This is a genomic window from Vibrio sp. A37, assembly GCF_059777565.1.
The window spans coordinates 194,687-211,786 of record NZ_JBLNLI010000007.1; the positions used below are offsets into that span (position 1 = coordinate 194,687).

Here is a 17,100-nt window from a genome sequence, read left to right on the forward strand (position 1 = left end):
TGTAAAGGTCACGAATCATGAAACACCTTTTCGTGACCTGCTCACTTATTTAAATCATTAATTGAGTAAAATCTTCAATGATTTGGATGGACTCTGTTAGATCATGCTGTTGATTAAATTCATGTCTAATTGCAATCACATCATTGCCACTAGATACGCCCGCTTTTACACCGACCGTGGAATCTTCAAATATTACCGACTGAAAGGGTTTGGCAGCCAATTTTGAGACTGCTAAGTTGTAAGCTTCAGGATTGGGTTTGTGTTCCGTCACATCTTCCTTACCCACGACAGCATCAAATAACTTTGCTATTTCCAATTGAGTCAAAATACGCTCAATCATCCATCTCGCTGCAGAGCTGACAACCGCACACTTCTTGCCTGCATTTTTTAGTGATTCTATATACGTTCTAACGCCTTTATTGAGCTCTAAATCAGTCCTGAGTAACCGTTGATAGTGCTCTCGAAAATTGCCGTTAAATTCTTCTAAATCAGGTGATATTCCCCCAGCCTGAAAAAAATGCTGCGTTACTATTGACCACTCCTGCCCCATCACTTCTTTGTAAATTTGGTAATCAACTGAGACCCGATAATCTTCACAAGCACAAGCAAGGGCTCTCGCTTTAATCGGTTCAGAGTTGACTATAGTTCCATCCATATCAAATAGATAGGCATCATATACCTTCAAGTTATTTCTCCAGAAATTACAGATGAACCCAATATCGCGCAACTAATGTGTCTTCTTCAAGGCATTTCACAATTTTTTCGAAGCGACCACCGTTAGTTTCTATAACTTTTCGAGAAGCAATATTATCTTCATCCGCTGTAACCATAATTTTGTCGATGCCTAGGCGTCTTGCTTCTAGCAATCCTAATTTCAACATAAGCGTGCCAAAGCCGAGTCGTCTTGAACTGGGCTTGATGTCATAACCGATATGGCCACCTTCATTTTGCAACCAAATAGAATCTATGGAGTGTCGAACCCTCATGGCACCGTGAATATTGCTCCGCTCATCAATCAACCAAAAGTGGCTACAAGGTACATAATGAGATCGGAGGTTTATTCCCTTTGACTCTTCTACTAATCGTTTTATATAACTGGAAAAATCTGAAATTGCTTCAGAATAATAATCCGCATTGACAGGATCATTTTCGACAAAATCTTGATAAAAGGAAATAAACCCTTCTTCGAGTTTAGTAGTCGGAGAAACGAGCGCTAAATTCGATATCCTAGTATGCATACCTTACCGATATCCCACCTTCACTAGTATGACTTGTTTGCGCGTCACGATACGTATAAAAACCCCCGATCGCTATATTTTCATCGATATAATAATCACCACGCAACATAAAAATATTTTCATCGATAGGGCTACTGCGGCTAATTTCTCCCATGACACTCACCTCTAGGTTTTCCATAGCTAGGTAAGTAAACATTAGATCAATACCATAAATTGAAGAGGTATCCGTTGAAAGGGTTGTATTCGTTGTTTCGTCTGTAACAGAAGACCAGAGAACACCATATCTAACGCGAGAAGACACATCCAGTTTATCGGTCAGACTGTATTTGTAACCCACCCCAGGCCGAAGCGAGTAATATTCGCTCGTTAGGTTATCAGGATGGATAAAACGAGCGGTATAATCGGTAACAAGTAACCAATTGTCCTTATATAACATGCTGCCGCCAACTCCAACTGCAGTGACATTGCTGTTAGAGCCTAGGTCTTCGTTATTGGAACCTGAGCTCACATCTGCGTATAGATAGTCATAATTAATGGGCGAGGAGGAAACTTCGTCAGCTGCGAAGCCTAAGGGGGAGAAGGTAAGTAAAGTTGCATAAGCCGCCCTCGTTATGCCTCCCTTTTTGAGCATATTCTCCATTGCATACCTCTAACATTCAATAAAGAGTCCTTTAAGCATAGAGTATCAAAAGAGCGGAAAAACACGAATATATTTAGTAAGAGAGTGATAAAAGCACTAGATAAATTAGATAATTAGTGAAACTCAATCAAAAATTCATCTTCTACACCTGAGCCAACATTGCGAATGCTTACCCCACCTTCATTCATGATTGAGTTCAATTGTGCCTGATTAAGAGAATACGGCATGATCAGTTTAAACACTGAGATATTTTCAGTCTTTGCGATACGGCAAAGAGTAATTAAATTGGATTCATCACTATGGCGAGTAGATAAAATTCTAAGCGCGGATTTCCATAAGCGCTCTTGAGGAGAAATACTCACAATACTCTTATCACTTCGGCTTACCTTACGTACATTTGCGACACTGGCATTCACGGCCTCTAAAAAGGTCCACTCTTTGTCGCACGACGCACCAAGAAATGAAGTGTAATCAAACTCTATATAAGTTAGCTCTTGGAGATCCATCTTACCTCCGGTTCTATAGCTGAGTAATTTATTCAACTATTATCGAACCATCAGCATATAGCAATAGATTATAAAAAAAGGTTATTTTATTACCTTTTAGATCATAATAATGGTATATAAGGAGCAATAAGTTAACAATAAAGACACAAAACCATCTCTTTTTCGAATTTAATCGTAACAAGATTAGTGCGAATACACGAAATATAAATATTCTGATTGGCTAACAAAGCAGCGAGGTCAATTTCGGCCAAGTGTGCCCATTTTTCTTACATGGAATTTACATATTCACAATATGATTTCACAATAATAATTAAGTTTTCATCATATACTAAGATAATTTTTAGTCTTTTTGAACACCCTCTAAATACTAAATAAAATACAATTAAAACAAACTAATAACAATTAATTTTTATCGTATTAATTAACGTTAAAAATTAACCATTAAGTCAAAAAGCAACCTATTGAATATAAATTAGTTTCTTATATTTCTGACATGATTTCTGTTTTTATTTGTCTAAGAAAGCATCTTCTACCAAAGTAATTTTTAACCATAACTTACTGATAATCATCGTAGATATAAAATGCGAACCATTACAGGGTATACATTTATTAACGTCATAAATATGAGAAATAAAATACGAAAAATATAAATCAATTGAGTTATTACAGATATATTTCAGTCATTTTATCTTTTTAATTAATATAAATAAAAACAAGGAATAAGTTTATTCATTTAAGTTTTTATATTGAGAGGTAAAATTCTATTGAAGAATTACAGTTAATTAAATTTTCGACCAAAAATCAATCAATATAAAATAATCTTTGGAAAAGCATGAAAACTAGTAGATTAAGTAAGTTCATAACAGTAGCTGCCTTGTTAGCCTCTTCAAGTGCATTTGCCGGCAATTTTTATGTGGAAGGCGGTGCTGGAGCTAACGTCCAACAAATAGGTAATGGCGACAACCTAAACCTTACTGAAGGAGCAGCGTCAGCAAGGATTGCAGGGGGCTACATCCACCCCATTAACGACCGATTTAGTTTAGGGGCAGAACTAGGGTACAACTATTTTGGCAGTGCAGATTATAATTTTGGCCTTTCTAACCCTGTCGCAACATTCAAAGCGTCTGCAATAGATTTAGCGGGTGTCGTGACTTTTCACGTTTGGAAAGGTTTATCAGTCTTTGCTAAAGGCGGCGCGGCGTACATGATGCTGCACGCTGAAGCAGCAAATAACCCTGACCTTAACGTCGACACTCATGATGTATCACCATTAGCTGGGATTGGGCTCAATTACGCATTTACTGATCATTTCAGTGCTGGCTTCTCTGAAACATATTATTGGGGTAATCCAACGAGCACATCAACCAGTGATTTTGCTCCATCAATTGCTAACTTCTTGATTAATGCAAGATATACGTTCTGATCTTTATCTAATTGATATGAGATAGAAGCTGTACCAGTTTTGATTGAAACGCTCAATGAGTGACCAAACTAGTCTTGAGCGTTTCTTTTTCTCAATCTCCATACACAAGTCCAATTTTCAAAATACATGGCGGCCCCCAAATATGGTGCACGATTAAACTATATTATTGATCGATAGGACTACCGAACATCTAATATTCGGCTCGCTTTTTTGTATTGGATTTTCCACCCTTGCCATGTTGGAAGCTCCCATCGCTTCGGTGGCGTTTTTCTTAATCCACTTTCGTATACAACATAGATAAGCTTTTTACTTGTGTGGTATTCCACATTCAAGTTGAGCTGCGCAAGTGCGAGTGAAAACGGATAAGATTGCGCAAAACCTTCATATTCCCAGTAAGGGATGCCATCAAACGTAAAGTCATCGTTTGAAAATAGTTCTAAGTCTTGTATCGACTCGAGCTCTAGTTCAGTTAGCTGCTGCAAAAACCATTTTTTAAACGTAATGTCATTGTGCTGTTTAGTTTCGCTTAAGCCTAATTCAACGTAGAGTTTCCAGTGCTCAATCTGAGCAGTAAGTATTTCTGCTAAACCAGGCAATTGCTCACCAGCTAATACGGCTTTGATCATTGGTTTTAGGGCATATTCCCCTTGCGCTTCGACCTTCTTAGTGGCGACAACTCTGCCTGCGTAAACTAGCTCTAGCTGACTGAACGCTGCACCATCCTCTATTTCGCTTTCCCCTTGACGCCATTCTCCTAAATCTAGTTTCTCGATCAAGCTTAGCGAGACAGGCAGGGTGGCTGAAGCAATATTTAAAGTCTGTTTAACACCTCGGCCGGGCAGACTATGAAAATCGAGCACAATTGCCGCTTCTGATTTGTCGGTAAATCGAGAGTATTTGCCTAAATTGATCTCCAGCTGACCATTCGCTAGGCATTCTTTTCGCTTTTGGCGACGAACAAAAACAAGCTCTGGATGCAATGCGGCAATGTTTTCAACCAGTGAGTTTCGGTCCACCGCGGAGGCAACGCTTAACTGCGGCAACTCAAATACCTCTCTCATTTGCTCCGATAAACCCATCGCTTCCGCTACTGCTTCTGAGTCTATTTTTACTCCTGGGAACTTCTTGCCTCGCACCAGATTAATCAGTAGCGTCCCGTCACAACCCAGTGGTTCAGCTTGTTGAAGTTCGTCTCTAACTTCATCACTAGTCGATAAACTATAAAGTGACGCTGGAACCGACAACGCCGCTGTCAAGTCGATCATGGCTTCTTTTACCGCGCGTGGCTTAATTCGAGTGACTAAGTCGGCATGTAAGGAATCGATTGGAAGCTGCGAGAGTTTTTTACCATGCTCCGTCGCCAAGCCTTTGTCATCAATGGCTTCCATCAATATCAGTTTTTGCCTAGCTGTATTCAAAGACTTTTCTGGTATCCGATCCAACCAATCCAGCTGTTCGAAGTTGTAACTACAAGAGGCAGCATTAAGCATCGGCTCGGTGAGTTCTTCTCGTTGCAATTGAGGTGGAGTCACGGCCTCCAACGCAGCATATTTCCCATACAAGCGAATGCAAGTGCCGTTTGATACTCGCCCAGCCCTACCCGCTCGCTGCTTGGCGCTCGCTTTAGAAATGTGAGTCAAAACCAAAGTAGTTCGATTGTTTCTTTGGACAGTTCTTCGTTCTAAACCACTATCAATGACTAAAGTTATATTCGGTATGGTCAGCGAGGTTTCCGCAACATTCGTAGCCAAAACAATTTTTCGGCTATTTTGCTGAGCTAGCGCCAGCGCTTTTTGTTGGTCTGATACGGATGCGTGAAGCGGTACGACAAGATAGTCTTCTAAGCTTTTCAAAACTGACTGACATTGAGCGATCTCTTTGCGGCCAGGTAAAAAAACTAAGATATCACCTTCAGTATCTGTCGCCTCGATTTCCATTTTGATTCGTTGTTCTAACTTGAAACCGTGAGGTAATTGCTGCGAATCTGTGCTGCGATGCTGAATATCGACCGAGAAGTTTCTGCCTACGCTGGTAAGTCGCTTCGCTTCAACATAGCTTGCCAGTTTTTCACTTTCCATCGTCGCCGAGGTAACAATCAGCCGATGCTGCCCATGCTTTTTGAGCATTGCCATTAACAAATCGGTATCCCAACGCCGCTCGTGAAACTCATCGATCATGACAACTTGAAAATCGCTCAACTGATTGTCACAGAACCAACGCAAAGCGACTCCTGGTGTCACGAACACAATATCGCTACTTTCACTAAACTGATTTTCGAGCTTGATGGCATAGCCAACTTTACCTCCCAAAGACTCACCTAGCTGAGAAGCTATAAATTCGGCTAATGAAGTACATGCGATTCTTCTCGGCTCAATAACTAACACTCGACCTTGCTTAGCAGCCCAAACCGGCAACCGAGTCGACTTCCCAGAGCCAGTTTCTGCTTCTATTACTAGGTGGCTATCTTGAATAATGGAATAAAATTCATTTTGAAGACAATCAATGGGTAAAGAGGACATGAATAAATACGAAACGAACCTGATTTGAATCGCAGTATAACGCCTATCCATAGAATTGGCGAAGACTTAACATACAGAATGCTGGAATCGCTATTTACATCAAAGTAACTAATCCCTATCATTTGCGGGATTCCTTCCACCCCCTACAGTAGGCTAGAGATGAACAACGATAAACGCCCTCTTTATATCCCTTACGCCGGTCCCGCACTTCTTAGTACACCACTCCTGAATAAAGGCAGTGCATTCAGCGCTTCAGAGCGCATGGACTTCAACCTTGAAGGCCTTCTTCCAGAAGCAACGGAAACCATCGAAGAACAAGTTGAACGTGCATACAAGCAGTATCAAAACTTCGAAAATGATATGGATAAGCACGTGTATCTCAGGAATATCCAAGATACCAACGAGACCTTGTTTTATCGCTTAGTTCAAAACCACATCTCAGAAATGATGCCTATCATTTACACGCCAACTGTGGGTGCTGCGTGCGAAAACTTCTCCAATATCTATCGCCGTGGACGTGGACTTTTTATCTCTTACCCAAACAGAGACCGCATTGACGACCTCATCAATAACTCAACTAACCAACAGGTAAAAGTTATCGTGGTCACAGATGGTGAACGTATTCTTGGTCTGGGAGATCAAGGCATCGGGGGAATGGGCATTCCTATCGGAAAACTGGCACTTTATACCGCTTGTGGTGGTATCAGTCCGGCTTATACTCTTCCTGTTGTTCTTGATGTAGGTACCAACAATCCCCAACGACTCGCTGACCCAATGTATATGGGCTGGCGACATCCACGTATCACTGGTGAAGAATATAACAGCTTTGTAGAAGAATTTATTCAAGCGGTGAGAAGACGTTGGCCAGACGTACTCATCCAATTTGAAGATTTCGCCCAGAAAAATGCGATGCCTCTTTTAGAGCGTTATAAAGACAAAATCTGCTGTTTCAATGATGATATTCAAGGTACAGCTGCAGTCACGGTAGGCTCACTGTTAGCTGCTTGTAAAGCTGCAGGTAGCAAGCTTTCAGAGCAGCGAGTGACTTTCCTTGGTGCAGGTTCAGCTGGCTGTGGTATTGCTGAAGCAATTATCGCTCAGATGGTTGCAGAAGGCATATCAGATAAGCAGGCTCGCTCACAAGTTTACATGGTGGATCGCTGGGGCTTACTACAGGAGGGAATGCCAAACCTTCTCGACTTCCAGCAGAAGTTAGTGCAAAAACATTCAGACACGAAAGAGTGGAAAAACGACAGCGAAGGTTCTGGCTACTCCTTACTTGATGTCATGACCAACGCTAAACCAACAATTTTGATTGGTGTATCTGGCGCACCTGGTTTATTTAGCAAGGAAGTCATTCAAGAGATGCACAAACACTGTGCTCGTCCGATTGTCTTCCCACTTTCGAACCCAACTAGTCGCGTCGAAGCGACGCCTCGAGATATCATTCGCTGGACAAATGGTGACGCATTGGTTGCAACTGGCAGTCCATTTGACCCTGTTGTACATGAAGATAAAACGTATCCAATCGCTCAGTGTAATAACAGCTATATATTCCCCGGTATCGGTCTTGGTGTACTGGCAGTCAATGCCAAACGCGTGACTGACGAGATGCTAATGGAGTCCAGCCGCGCTTTAGCAGAATGCTCACCACTCGCGATTAACGGCCAAGGCTCTTTATTACCGCCACTTGAGTCAATCCACACGGTTTCTAAGAAAATCGCATTTGCTGTCGCCAAAAAAGCCATTGAACAGGGTATGGCACTAGAAATTACTGATGACGCGTTAGAAAAGGCAATCAACCGCTACTTCTGGCAACCTGTTTATCGTCGTTATAAACGCACAGCATTCTAAAAATTAATTAAAATTAGGACGCCTCTATCTATTACATAGAGGCGTATCAATAAAAATATGTTCAGTTTGTTAGCTCCGATGGGAAAGGCACTCCTTCCCTACATGTTTGAAATCTCTACCGCACTTGTAGCTTGTGTACTAGTATTGTTAGGTAATGAAATAAATGGTTTTTTTCGACGAGCGATGAGAAACCAACATTTCATTTTTAGAACCTTAGTATTTATATTGATTAACGCATTTGGTTACGGTTTAATCATTGTTAAAGCCACCCCATATTTAGCTCATACATTTCGTCAAATGCATGCCGGTGTCATGTTTAGCGTCATCGTGCTGTGTTTTGTTGCTGTCGGAGTCTGGGCGCAAAGGAACCGTCAGATATAGTGAGACGCTTGCTCAATAAGTTAAAATTTAACAATACGGCAGTAAAAAAGTGCCTATCTGTTCTTGGCTATCTTCTTCTGGCTGTTTTCATTGTATTCTTGGCCGTATTCACGTTAGATCGCTGGGTATCATTTCAAGCACGAAGCTCTATCATGACAAATGATAGTGAGGTTCCGCATTACAATGTCGCGGTTGTTTTAGGCACTAGCAAATATTTGGGCCGTACCTTAAACGAGTATTACGCCCACCGCATTGATGCTGCTATTCGCTTGTACAAAGAAGGAAAAGTCAGTAACTTCCTTCTAAGCGGTGACAATGCTCACCGTTCATACAATGAACCTTGGACAATGAAACGCGATCTGCTTCGAGCGGGCGTACCAGATAACCATATCTACCTCGATTACGCTGGGTTTAGAACGCTCGATTCCATAGTGAGAGCAAAAAAGATATTTGAGACCGACCACTTTTTGATAATTTCGCAAAAATTCCATTGTGAACGTGCGATTTATATAGCCAAGCACTTTAATATCAACGCACAGTGCTTAGCAGTTCCCGGTCCAACCAAACAAGAAGGTTTCCACATTCGAATTCGTGAATTTTTCGCCCGAGCAAAAGCCTTCTTAGATCTCTATATCACTCATACCCAGCCGAAATTCTTAGGGCCGAAAGAACCCATTGCCAATGGAGATGAGCAAGCAGACTCATCTCCTGTCGAAAAAATAGAAAAACCGATTAGCTCTACTGGTTAGAAATATCAGTACTTAGTCGTGCGGTTTAAAAAATTATAAAGAGTAATGTCATGCAAAAAATTGCTACTGGAACACTAAAAAAAATGCGCTCATCGCTTAGCGGTGAAGTTGAATATCAGCTTCCTGTCGGTGAAGACCTTGTCGACCTAAACCAATACATTGGTAAGTCAATTTCTCTTACTCATACGGGCAATATTTATTGTTGTTCATGTGGTAAGAAAACCAAAAAAAGCTATTCTCAAGGCCACTGCTTCGTATGTATGAAAAAACTCGCGAGCTGCGATATGTGCATTATGAAACCGGAAACTTGCCATTATGACCAAGGCACCTGCAGAGAGCCTGAATGGGGTGAAGAGAATTGCATGGTCGATCACTTTGTGTATCTGTCTAATACTTCCAATTTAAAAGTTGGTATCACTCGCCACACTCAAATCCCTACCCGATGGATAGACCAAGGCGCGACTCAAGGCTTACCGATATTTAAAGTGAAAACTCGCTATATTTCAGGATTAATAGAAGTTGAGTTGGCGAAACACATCGCGGATAAAACTAATTGGCGCGCTTTGCTAAAGGGAGACGGTGAAGCAATTGCTTTAGAACAAGAAGCGGCTCGTCTTTTGCCGTTAGTTGAAGATAAAGTGGCAGAAATAAAACAAAAGTTTGGCGATGATGCCATTATTAATCTTACTGAAAGTATCACGGATATTTCATATCCAGTTCAATCTCACCCAACTAAAATTACCTCACATAACTTCGATAAAAACCCATTAGTTGAAGGTATTTTAAAAGGAATAAAAGGTCAGTACTTAATACTAGACACTGGCGTTATTAATATTAGAAAATTTACTTCTTATGAAGTCGAAGTCAGTGCATAGCACTATTTAACTCAAGCTATATTATATATCCAAGCACCTACTTTATGCTTGGGTATATAAGCCTCTTTTATTCTAAATATCAATCACTAGCCAACCATAAATACTATGCTTTTATATAAATAAAATAAGTGTGAGTATTCCGCCATCTTCGCTTTCTTTCCGTTGTAATTTGATTAATGCTAGATAGCATAAAATGGACCCTATTCAGCAGATGAGGATATATGCGGTATATTGTTTCTAGCCTGATACTAGTTTGTGCACTTGGACTTATTATTTGGTCATATCTACCGAATAATAGCGAATCAAAAACCGTACAAGTGAAGCCAATAAAAGTGGATACAATTGAGGTTGTTAAGAAATCAATCAGCCAAAATTTGTCTGCTATTGGTATTTTGTCCGCTAAACAAAATGTCGAAATCACTCCACACCTCACTGGCATCATAAAAGCTATCTATGTCCAAGATGGTGAGAAAGTACAACAAGGCCAAAAACTTCTTAAGCTCGACGATGGGTATTACGTATCGGAGCTGCACTCGGCAAAAGCTCTGTTGGCTCAATATGAAGCGAAATATAGTCGACTGAAAAAGCTTAGCCAATCAGGCAGTATAGACAAGCAATCTCTGGATAACGCTTACACCCTTCAAGAAACTCAAAAAGCCAAGGTTGAACAAATTCAACTCGAGGAAAACCAAACTTTGTTGGTGGCACCTTTTTCAGGCACGTTAGGTAGCATCAATTATAGTTTGGGGGCTTATGTGACGAGCGGCGACCAAATCGTGCGCCTAGTGGATACCGACTCCGTAGTTGTAAAATATAACATTCCCGGCGAATACTTCTCTGCATTAAAAGTTGGCCAACCAGTATCAATCGTTAGCGACGCATACCCCAAAAAACACTTTGACGGAGAAGTCACTTTTATCTCTCCAATCATAACTGCCACAACCAATACCATAATCGTGCATGCACTCGTCAATAACGCTGACCATTTGCTGACAGCCGGTATGTACGTACAGGTGTCTCAAACCATTGGCAAACCTGCTGCACAGCTAGTGGTGCCCAATGAAGCATTGATTCCAATATTGCAAGGCTTCGAGGTGTATAAAGTGTCATCAAATAACCGCGCTGTCGCGCAAATCGTAAAAGTCGGTCAACAGACCAACACAGAGTCGATCGTGCTTAACGGTTTATCCGCCGGAGACAAAATCATCACCGCTGGACAAGAGAAACTAAAAGATGGCGATCCGGTAACGATCATATCCAACAAAAATTCAGCTCTAACAACTCAATAATCGCGCTTAGTATAGGGAGAGGGCTTTGTCATTACCTGAGTTTTGTATTCGCAGACCAGTATTTACTATCGTGCTGTCTGTTCTGATTTTACTTCTGGGCGTATTGAGCTTTTTTAAGCTGACTGTCAGTGGTTATCCAAATATTTCCAGTACTGAAATTGGTATTCATACCGAAAGCGAAGGATCAAGTGCCAATTTTATGCGTGAGCAAGTAAGCTCAGTAATAGAGAGCGCTGTCTCAACCATTAATGGCGCAGAAAGTGTTGAGTCAAACAGTCAGAAAGGCATAAGTGATGTCATCCTAAGGTTCCCTTCTGGCACTGATTTAAACGAAAAAGTCAATGAAATACGATCGGCTGTCTCTAAAGTGTCGGGAAATCTTCCATCCGGAGTCGACGCTCCTGAAATTAAGCAAGCAAACCCAAATGACTCGCCGATTCTAAGCATGTTTTTCTCAAGTTCTCAGAGAGATACACCAGACCTCACTAATTACCTACAACTTCATGTGGTGCCAAACTTAAGACGGATACCCGGTGTATCAAACGTTGAAATGCTCGGGGGCAGTGATTATGCGGTACGGGTTTGGCTCAAGCCAGAAAAAATGGCCACACTGAATATTTCGATGAGCGATGTTATAACCGCATTGAACCAACAAAATGTATTGAGTAAAAGTGGCGAGTTACAAACCAAACATCAAAGCTATCCATTAGTGCTTAAGTCACAAATCGGTCAAGTGAAAAACTTCTCTCAGCTTGTGGTTGCCAACTATCACGGCAAACCGATTCGATTTTCTTCCATCGCCGACATAAAACTCGGAGCAACAAGTACTCAATCTGCAGTACTGCTTAACGGCAAACCCGGCATTTCTCTAGGTATTATCCCTACCAGCACAGCAAACCCTTTGACTGTAGCTAGCGAAGTAAAAAAGGCGATGGCAAACATAGAATCCACGCTTCCACCTGATATCAAAGTGCAACAAGCGTACGATTTCACCAGCTTTTTAAGTGCTTCCATTGATAGTGTCTACGAGACTCTGCTTATCGCAACTATCTTGGTCATTTTGGTTGTCTTTGTATTTTTGAAAGAGTTAAAAGCAACCATTATTCCCTTGGTCGCCTTGCCCGTTTCACTGGTTGGGTCGTTTATCTTCATCTACCTTGCAGGGTTTACGCTAAACATCATAAACCTGCTCGCACTGGTGCTGGCCATTGGGTTAGTTGTCGATGACGCCATCGTCATGATGGAGAATATCTATCGCCGAATTGCTCATGGAATGAAACCTATCGATGCTGCGATCAAGGGCGGCCGAGAAATGATGTTTCCTGTCATTTCGATAAGTTGTACCTTGATTGCAGTGTACGCGCCTATCGGTATTAGTAGTGGCTTGGTTTCTCAGCTGTTTTGGCAGTTTGGCTTTACCTTAATTGTTGCAGTTGCCATCTCTACCGTCATCGCAATTACTCTTACGCCAATGATGTGCGCATACCTATTAAGCTCAAGCAGCTCTCATACCGAAGAGTCTGGTGAGAACAAACGACTACAAAATGTTTTAAAGCTATGCTTGGCGAATAAGCTGATTGTCTTTTCAGTCTTTGTGTTCTTACTGGCACTGACCTTTGTGTTAATCCGTACTCTACCCAACACTTTAGCCCCTCAATCAGACGACAGTAATATTACAGTTCCTTTTAACGGAATGAGTACCGCCAATTACAACTATATGAAGAGCAAAGCAACTGAGCTGGACAAGCTTCTGTCATCTTTTAGCGACGTTAAGAAGCGGATCATTGAACTAGGGGCTCCTACACCTTCACAAGGCATGGCCCATTTGATTCTTCCTCCAATCAGTGACAGAGACAAAAGCCAGCAAGCTATCGAAGAGGAGATTAGCAAAGTACTGGATATCCCGGGAATTGTTGCACACATTGCCCCTGCTCCCCCACTAGGCATTCATGGACAAGGCGACTCTCCTGTTGAATTAGTGCTAACAACCACTGGTGGTTATCGCTACTTACAACAAATCGCTGACAACTTTATGGCCAAACTCAAACAGTCACCAGCGCTGTCCAATATCAGCTCCAACTTAAAGTGGGACAAGCTGCAATACAACGTCGAAGTCAATCGTCAATTGGCGGCCGATCTAAGAGTCAGTATTGCCGATATCGACGATACGCTAGGAATAATGAGTGGTGGCTATACAGCTGGGTATTTCAACTTTAGTGGCACCTCGTATCCCATCATTTTGCAAGCAGATAAAGGGGCAATTACTTCGCTAAAAGACTTCCAAGATATCTACGTTCCAACGACTCAAGGTAAAATGATCCCGCTTGAGAAATTAGTCAGTGTCGAACGTACCACTCAGCCCGTAGTGCTATCCAACTTCGACCAAGAGAAGTCTTTGCATATTACTGCCAATCTAAACAGTGGCTACAATATTGGGCAAGCAACTGAAATTATCAATCAAATAGCCAAACAAGCCCTACCTAGCGACGTTCAATACCACTACTTTGGCCAAACAAAAACCTATTTAAGCTCAAAAGATACCATGCTGATCAGCTTTGGTTTCGCCTTAGTGTTTATATATCTGGTACTTTGCGCCCAGTTTGAAAGCTTCATTCAACCTTTTATTATTCTAACCGCCGTACCCGCCTCAATTGCAGGCGCTTTGCTTACCTTGCAGGTGTCAGGAAACAGCCTGAATCTTTTCAGTAATATTGGCTTGATTACTTTGGTCGGCTTGATCAGTAAACATGGCATATTGATCGTGGATTTCGCCAATCATCTAAAAGCCGAAGGAAAAAGCGTTCTTCAAGCCGCGATTAAAGCAACAGAGATGCGTTTTAGACCAATATTGATGACCACCGGTGCAATGGTGTTTGGTTCTTTACCACTGATTTTGCATGGTGGTCCGGGAAGTGAAATGAGAGCACAAATAGGTTATGTGCTCGTCGGTGGATTAACTATTGGAACGATATGCACTTTAATTATCGTTCCAACGTTTTATGTGTTAATCAATTCTGGTTTGCAAAAACTACAGACGAGAAAGAAACAAAACCTGACTGAGGATAGCCTTCAATATTAGGCCACCAATGTTATTAGTGAGCGTTATTTTAACAAGGGCTTATATCGACTCTCTTCCATTTGGATAAGCCCGATGAATCAGCAACGTATTCTTGTACGTCAGAAAACCCTTCAGTTGATAGCGTATAGAAATGAAACTTGTTGGGAATAAATCGAAAACCGACATAATAAGGGCTTAACGGTAACTGAGAATCGTCTTTGTAAGTTTCTTTAAGTTCATCAAAGATACGGTCTAGATTCACATCTGAGCTTACTTCGTCGTTTGAATAAGGAGCATAAGAAGAAATCTTAAGTTGCCTCTCTTTAGGGAGCTCGCTCCAATATTGCTGCCTTTCTTGCAAACTTAGCTCTAACGACTTCCCTTCGATAACAATTTGGCGCTGTTGCTGAGTCAGCCAAATCACTAGTGTAGAATTTGGGTTGTCGCTTAATTCTTGATACTTTCTGGTCTTACTCGAGGTAAAAAACAATAATCCGCTTTCGTTTATTTCTCGAAGTGCCACTATTCGGCTATGTGGAACAACTGTAGAATCACAACTGAAAACCGTTGAAAGTGTTGCACGGTTGGGAAATTCAGAACCAAGGTCTATTTCGCTCTGTATCCATTGATTCGTTATCGCTATCGGAGTGTCTGACATTGTTGGTTTATATTTTCGTGGGATTTCTAGCCATATTACGAGGTGTTGGTAATAAAACCAATAAAACGACTCACTGTATCGTATCCATTACCTAAAAACGTGTTGCAATCTATAGAGACAGTTAGAATTACTCCATCCAACTCAAGCAAACTGTCGAACCTGACTAAAAGCGCATAGAAATGACCATGTCAAACACATATATTCATCAAGCGCTTTAGCCTCGACTCAAGATTCAGTGGGAAAAGCTCTACAGCGTGAGATCGCAGAGGAGCGATATATTCGTGTTATTACTTGTTTTCTATCATAATAACTTCCGAGTATTCTTAATAGACTTTCCAATCCTATCGTAAACTATCTTTTTGTAGTCATCACTATACAAAAAGTCATAATTCGCATGTTTCACAATAGAGTTTAGAAGGCGTATGTATTGGACTTTCTTAGGACTGTTTAATTTTCGAATCTGACGTATATTTTCTAAAGACATGCCAGGGACTTCTTCAAAACTATATGCGTTCATAGGCGTAACGCTGCTTTTAAATAACGCTTTTACTGAGCTAGTAATATGAACATTCTTCGCTGTTAGTTTTTTAGGAGCTGCTTGACCTCGTATCAAAGTCGCAAGATTCAAAGCTTCATTAAAATACATTGATAAGATGCTGGTCTCGATATCACTACGGCGAGCCTTGATCAATTCAAACAACGTTATCATATCATCCATACATTCTCCTTTTCTATTTGAGTGGAAAAAGCCGGAATAATAAGTACTGGCTCCTTTGTTAAGAGCCTTAAGGAATTTTATTAGATCATCTACATACCGAATTTTCTTATACCGCATTTTTGGGTTTGGCTTTACAATCGAGAAAGATCGTCGCATTGAAACAGCATTACTCACTGATGAAATAGACCTGTTGCTTTGAACGCGCGGAAGCCCCATGGTCATACTCTGCTTAAAAAAAGACTTCTCGGAAAACTCTGTCAACTCTGGTTTAGGTAAATTTGTTAGAATCAGAGGTGTAGCCTCGAAACTACTTGTTGGTGGTAATCCCACAGATCTTTTCAGGATTGCTTCTGTGTTTTCACTAGCATCAATATAAGGTGGTGGCAAACCTCTAGTAGAGCATGAGGCTTTTGTATTGAATTCACAAACTTTGGAAGAGCTTAAGGTAATTGGGTCTGGCTGTTTATAAAAGCCTTGCAAGACTCTATTTCCTTGCAGTTCTGGGTAGATCAATCCAAACCATTCCCCCATCAAACCATTCCCCCATAAAGTTGTATAAATCCTTACTGTTTTTAAATTCAGCTTGGCCGTAATTAGGATCAAATATCTTGACTTTATAAGTAACTGAACTGTCAAGAAGTTTAGTAGTATCTATGCCAATAGCATGCCCTTCGGACTTAGTTTTTCCCATACCTGCGTTGCTTAACCCGAAAAAATAGTACCCCATTTTTTCTGATAACAGTTTAGTTATATCGCTTAAGGAACGTTTAGTGGTGAGGTTGTGACATTCTCCGCTGTATAGACCGCCATTCACAGCCAAGTACTCCCTCATAGATTCTATAAAGTCTGTTGTATGCTGCTGCTCCTTAAGGATCATCACATCGTCTCTTGCCTGAAAACTTTCCATCGTTTTTTTGAAATTCTGTTTTGAAGCTCGACACGAAATCCATTTAACAACAAGTGGAGCACAAACACCATCACGACCAAAAACTTGTTTACTTCCAATAAATTTATTTTGCGTCCATCTATGAGCAATACCATCATATTTTATAGCTATATCTTTCAATTTGGACATGTATATACCTTTATTACTGCGACTATATAATTAGATCAATGCAAAGCTTGAAGAATATCTTCTTGCAGTGAGTACAAAGATTTTAAAAAAATAGGGGACTAAAAGCATGATATGACT

Annotated in this window: 15 protein-coding genes; 7 read left to right on the forward strand and 8 right to left on the reverse strand. The window is 40.9% G+C overall.

The features are described from left to right. Window positions 1–49 precede the first annotated feature (49 nt). The 4 genes from ACM2FC_RS14205 to ACM2FC_RS14220 form a co-directional block, all read right to left on the reverse strand. Complete coding sequence (locus ACM2FC_RS14205) at window positions 50–685, reverse strand: HAD family hydrolase (protein WP_498481606.1); 636 nt, start codon at window positions 683–685, stop codon at window positions 50–52. A gap of 16 nt (window positions 686–701) precedes the next feature. Beyond that, on the reverse strand, window positions 702–1,238 hold the full coding sequence (locus ACM2FC_RS14210) for a GNAT family N-acetyltransferase (RefSeq protein ID WP_498481607.1): 537 nt from the start codon (window positions 1,236–1,238) through the stop codon (window positions 702–704). Beyond that, window positions 1,228–1,878, reverse strand: a complete 651-nt coding sequence (locus tag ACM2FC_RS14215; protein ID WP_498481608.1) for a porin family protein — start codon at window positions 1,876–1,878, stop codon at window positions 1,228–1,230. Before ACM2FC_RS14215 ends, ACM2FC_RS14210 begins: the two co-directional genes overlap by 11 nt. 113 nt (window positions 1,879–1,991) lie before the next feature. Continuing rightward, a complete protein-coding gene (locus ACM2FC_RS14220; protein WP_498481609.1) occupies window positions 1,992–2,384 on the reverse strand; it encodes a transporter in 393 nt (130 codons plus the stop codon). Between the two features lie 832 nt (window positions 2,385–3,216). Between ACM2FC_RS14220 and ACM2FC_RS14225 the strand changes: the two genes are divergently transcribed. Continuing rightward, window positions 3,217–3,807, forward strand: coding sequence for an outer membrane beta-barrel protein (locus ACM2FC_RS14225; protein WP_498481610.1), 591 nt, complete (start codon window positions 3,217–3,219; stop codon window positions 3,805–3,807). A 179-nt stretch (window positions 3,808–3,986) separates the two neighbouring features. Here ACM2FC_RS14225 and ACM2FC_RS14230 read toward each other — a convergent pair whose 3' ends face one another. Next, window positions 3,987–6,326: a helicase-related protein gene (locus tag ACM2FC_RS14230; RefSeq protein WP_498481612.1), complete on the reverse strand. Its 2,340-nt coding sequence runs from the start codon at window positions 6,324–6,326 to the stop codon at window positions 3,987–3,989. A 159-nt stretch (window positions 6,327–6,485) separates the two neighbouring features. Between ACM2FC_RS14230 and ACM2FC_RS14235 the strand changes: the two genes are divergently transcribed. From ACM2FC_RS14235 to ACM2FC_RS14260, 6 genes are all read left to right on the forward strand, one after another. Further along, window positions 6,486–8,180 carry an NAD-dependent malic enzyme gene (locus ACM2FC_RS14235; protein ID WP_498481613.1) on the forward strand — a complete coding sequence of 565 codons (1,695 nt, stop codon included), beginning with the start codon at window positions 6,486–6,488 and terminating at the stop codon, window positions 8,178–8,180. 57 nt (window positions 8,181–8,237) lie between these two features. Then, on the forward strand, window positions 8,238–8,561 hold the full coding sequence (locus tag ACM2FC_RS14240; protein ID WP_498481614.1) for a DUF3392 domain-containing protein: 324 nt from the start codon (window positions 8,238–8,240) through the stop codon (window positions 8,559–8,561). Then, complete coding sequence (locus ACM2FC_RS14245) at window positions 8,561–9,310, forward strand: SanA/YdcF family protein (RefSeq protein WP_498481615.1); 750 nt, start codon at window positions 8,561–8,563, stop codon at window positions 9,308–9,310. The genes ACM2FC_RS14240 and ACM2FC_RS14245 overlap by 1 nt, the downstream gene beginning before the upstream one ends. A gap of 50 nt (window positions 9,311–9,360) precedes the next feature. Next, window positions 9,361–10,185 carry a DUF2797 domain-containing protein gene (locus ACM2FC_RS14250; RefSeq protein WP_498481617.1) on the forward strand — a complete coding sequence of 275 codons (825 nt, stop codon included), beginning with the start codon at window positions 9,361–9,363 and terminating at the stop codon, window positions 10,183–10,185. A 221-nt stretch (window positions 10,186–10,406) separates the two neighbouring features. Beyond that, entirely contained in the window at window positions 10,407–11,474 is a 1,068-nt protein-coding gene (locus ACM2FC_RS14255; protein ID WP_498481618.1) for an efflux RND transporter periplasmic adaptor subunit, read from the forward strand. A 25-nt stretch (window positions 11,475–11,499) separates the two neighbouring features. Next, window positions 11,500–14,553, forward strand: coding sequence for an efflux RND transporter permease subunit (locus ACM2FC_RS14260; RefSeq protein WP_498481619.1), 3,054 nt, complete (start codon window positions 11,500–11,502; stop codon window positions 14,551–14,553). 28 nt (window positions 14,554–14,581) lie between these two features. On the opposite strand, the gene ACM2FC_RS14265 is transcribed toward ACM2FC_RS14260, so the two are convergent. From ACM2FC_RS14265 to ACM2FC_RS14275, 3 genes are all read right to left on the reverse strand, one after another. After that, window positions 14,582–15,190 carry a hypothetical protein gene (locus ACM2FC_RS14265; RefSeq protein ID WP_498481620.1) on the reverse strand — a complete coding sequence of 203 codons (609 nt, stop codon included), beginning with the start codon at window positions 15,188–15,190 and terminating at the stop codon, window positions 14,582–14,584. Window positions 15,191–15,491: 301 nt separating this feature from the next. After that, window positions 15,492–16,439 carry a hypothetical protein gene (locus tag ACM2FC_RS14270; protein ID WP_498481621.1) on the reverse strand — a complete coding sequence of 316 codons (948 nt, stop codon included), beginning with the start codon at window positions 16,437–16,439 and terminating at the stop codon, window positions 15,492–15,494. Further along, window positions 16,393–16,983 (reverse strand): hypothetical protein, encoded by a 591-nt coding sequence (locus tag ACM2FC_RS14275; protein WP_498481622.1) that lies wholly within the window; start codon window positions 16,981–16,983, stop codon window positions 16,393–16,395. Before ACM2FC_RS14275 ends, ACM2FC_RS14270 begins: the two co-directional genes overlap by 47 nt. Window positions 16,984–17,100: the final 117 nt, after the last annotated feature.

Excerpts from the sequence above, each read along its gene's own strand:
- ACM2FC_RS14210 (WP_498481607.1), bottom strand. The coding sequence starts at position 1,238 with ATGCATACTAGGATATCGAATTTAGCGCTCGTTTCTCCGACTACTAAA.
- ACM2FC_RS14225 (WP_498481610.1), top strand. The coding sequence starts at position 3,217 with ATGAAAACTAGTAGATTAAGTAAGTTCATAACAGTAGCTGCCTTGTTA.
- ACM2FC_RS14240 (WP_498481614.1), top strand. The coding sequence starts at position 8,238 with ATGTTCAGTTTGTTAGCTCCGATGGGAAAGGCACTCCTTCCCTACATG.
- ACM2FC_RS14270 (WP_498481621.1), bottom strand. The coding sequence starts at position 16,439 with ATGGGGGAATGGTTTGGATTGATCTACCCAGAACTGCAAGGAAATAGA.
- ACM2FC_RS14275 (WP_498481622.1), bottom strand. The coding sequence starts at position 16,983 with ATGTCCAAATTGAAAGATATAGCTATAAAATATGATGGTATTGCTCAT.
- ACM2FC_RS14220 (WP_498481609.1), bottom strand. The coding sequence starts at position 2,384 with ATGGATCTCCAAGAGCTAACTTATATAGAGTTTGATTACACTTCATTT.
- ACM2FC_RS14230 (WP_498481612.1), bottom strand. The coding sequence starts at position 6,326 with ATGTCCTCTTTACCCATTGATTGTCTTCAAAATGAATTTTATTCCATT.
- ACM2FC_RS14215 (WP_498481608.1), bottom strand. The coding sequence starts at position 1,878 with ATGGAGAATATGCTCAAAAAGGGAGGCATAACGAGGGCGGCTTATGCA.
- ACM2FC_RS14255 (WP_498481618.1), top strand. The coding sequence starts at position 10,407 with ATGCGGTATATTGTTTCTAGCCTGATACTAGTTTGTGCACTTGGACTT.
- ACM2FC_RS14265 (WP_498481620.1), bottom strand. The coding sequence starts at position 15,190 with ATGTCAGACACTCCGATAGCGATAACGAATCAATGGATACAGAGCGAA.
- ACM2FC_RS14250 (WP_498481617.1), top strand. The coding sequence starts at position 9,361 with ATGCAAAAAATTGCTACTGGAACACTAAAAAAAATGCGCTCATCGCTT.
- ACM2FC_RS14235 (WP_498481613.1), top strand. The coding sequence starts at position 6,486 with ATGAACAACGATAAACGCCCTCTTTATATCCCTTACGCCGGTCCCGCA.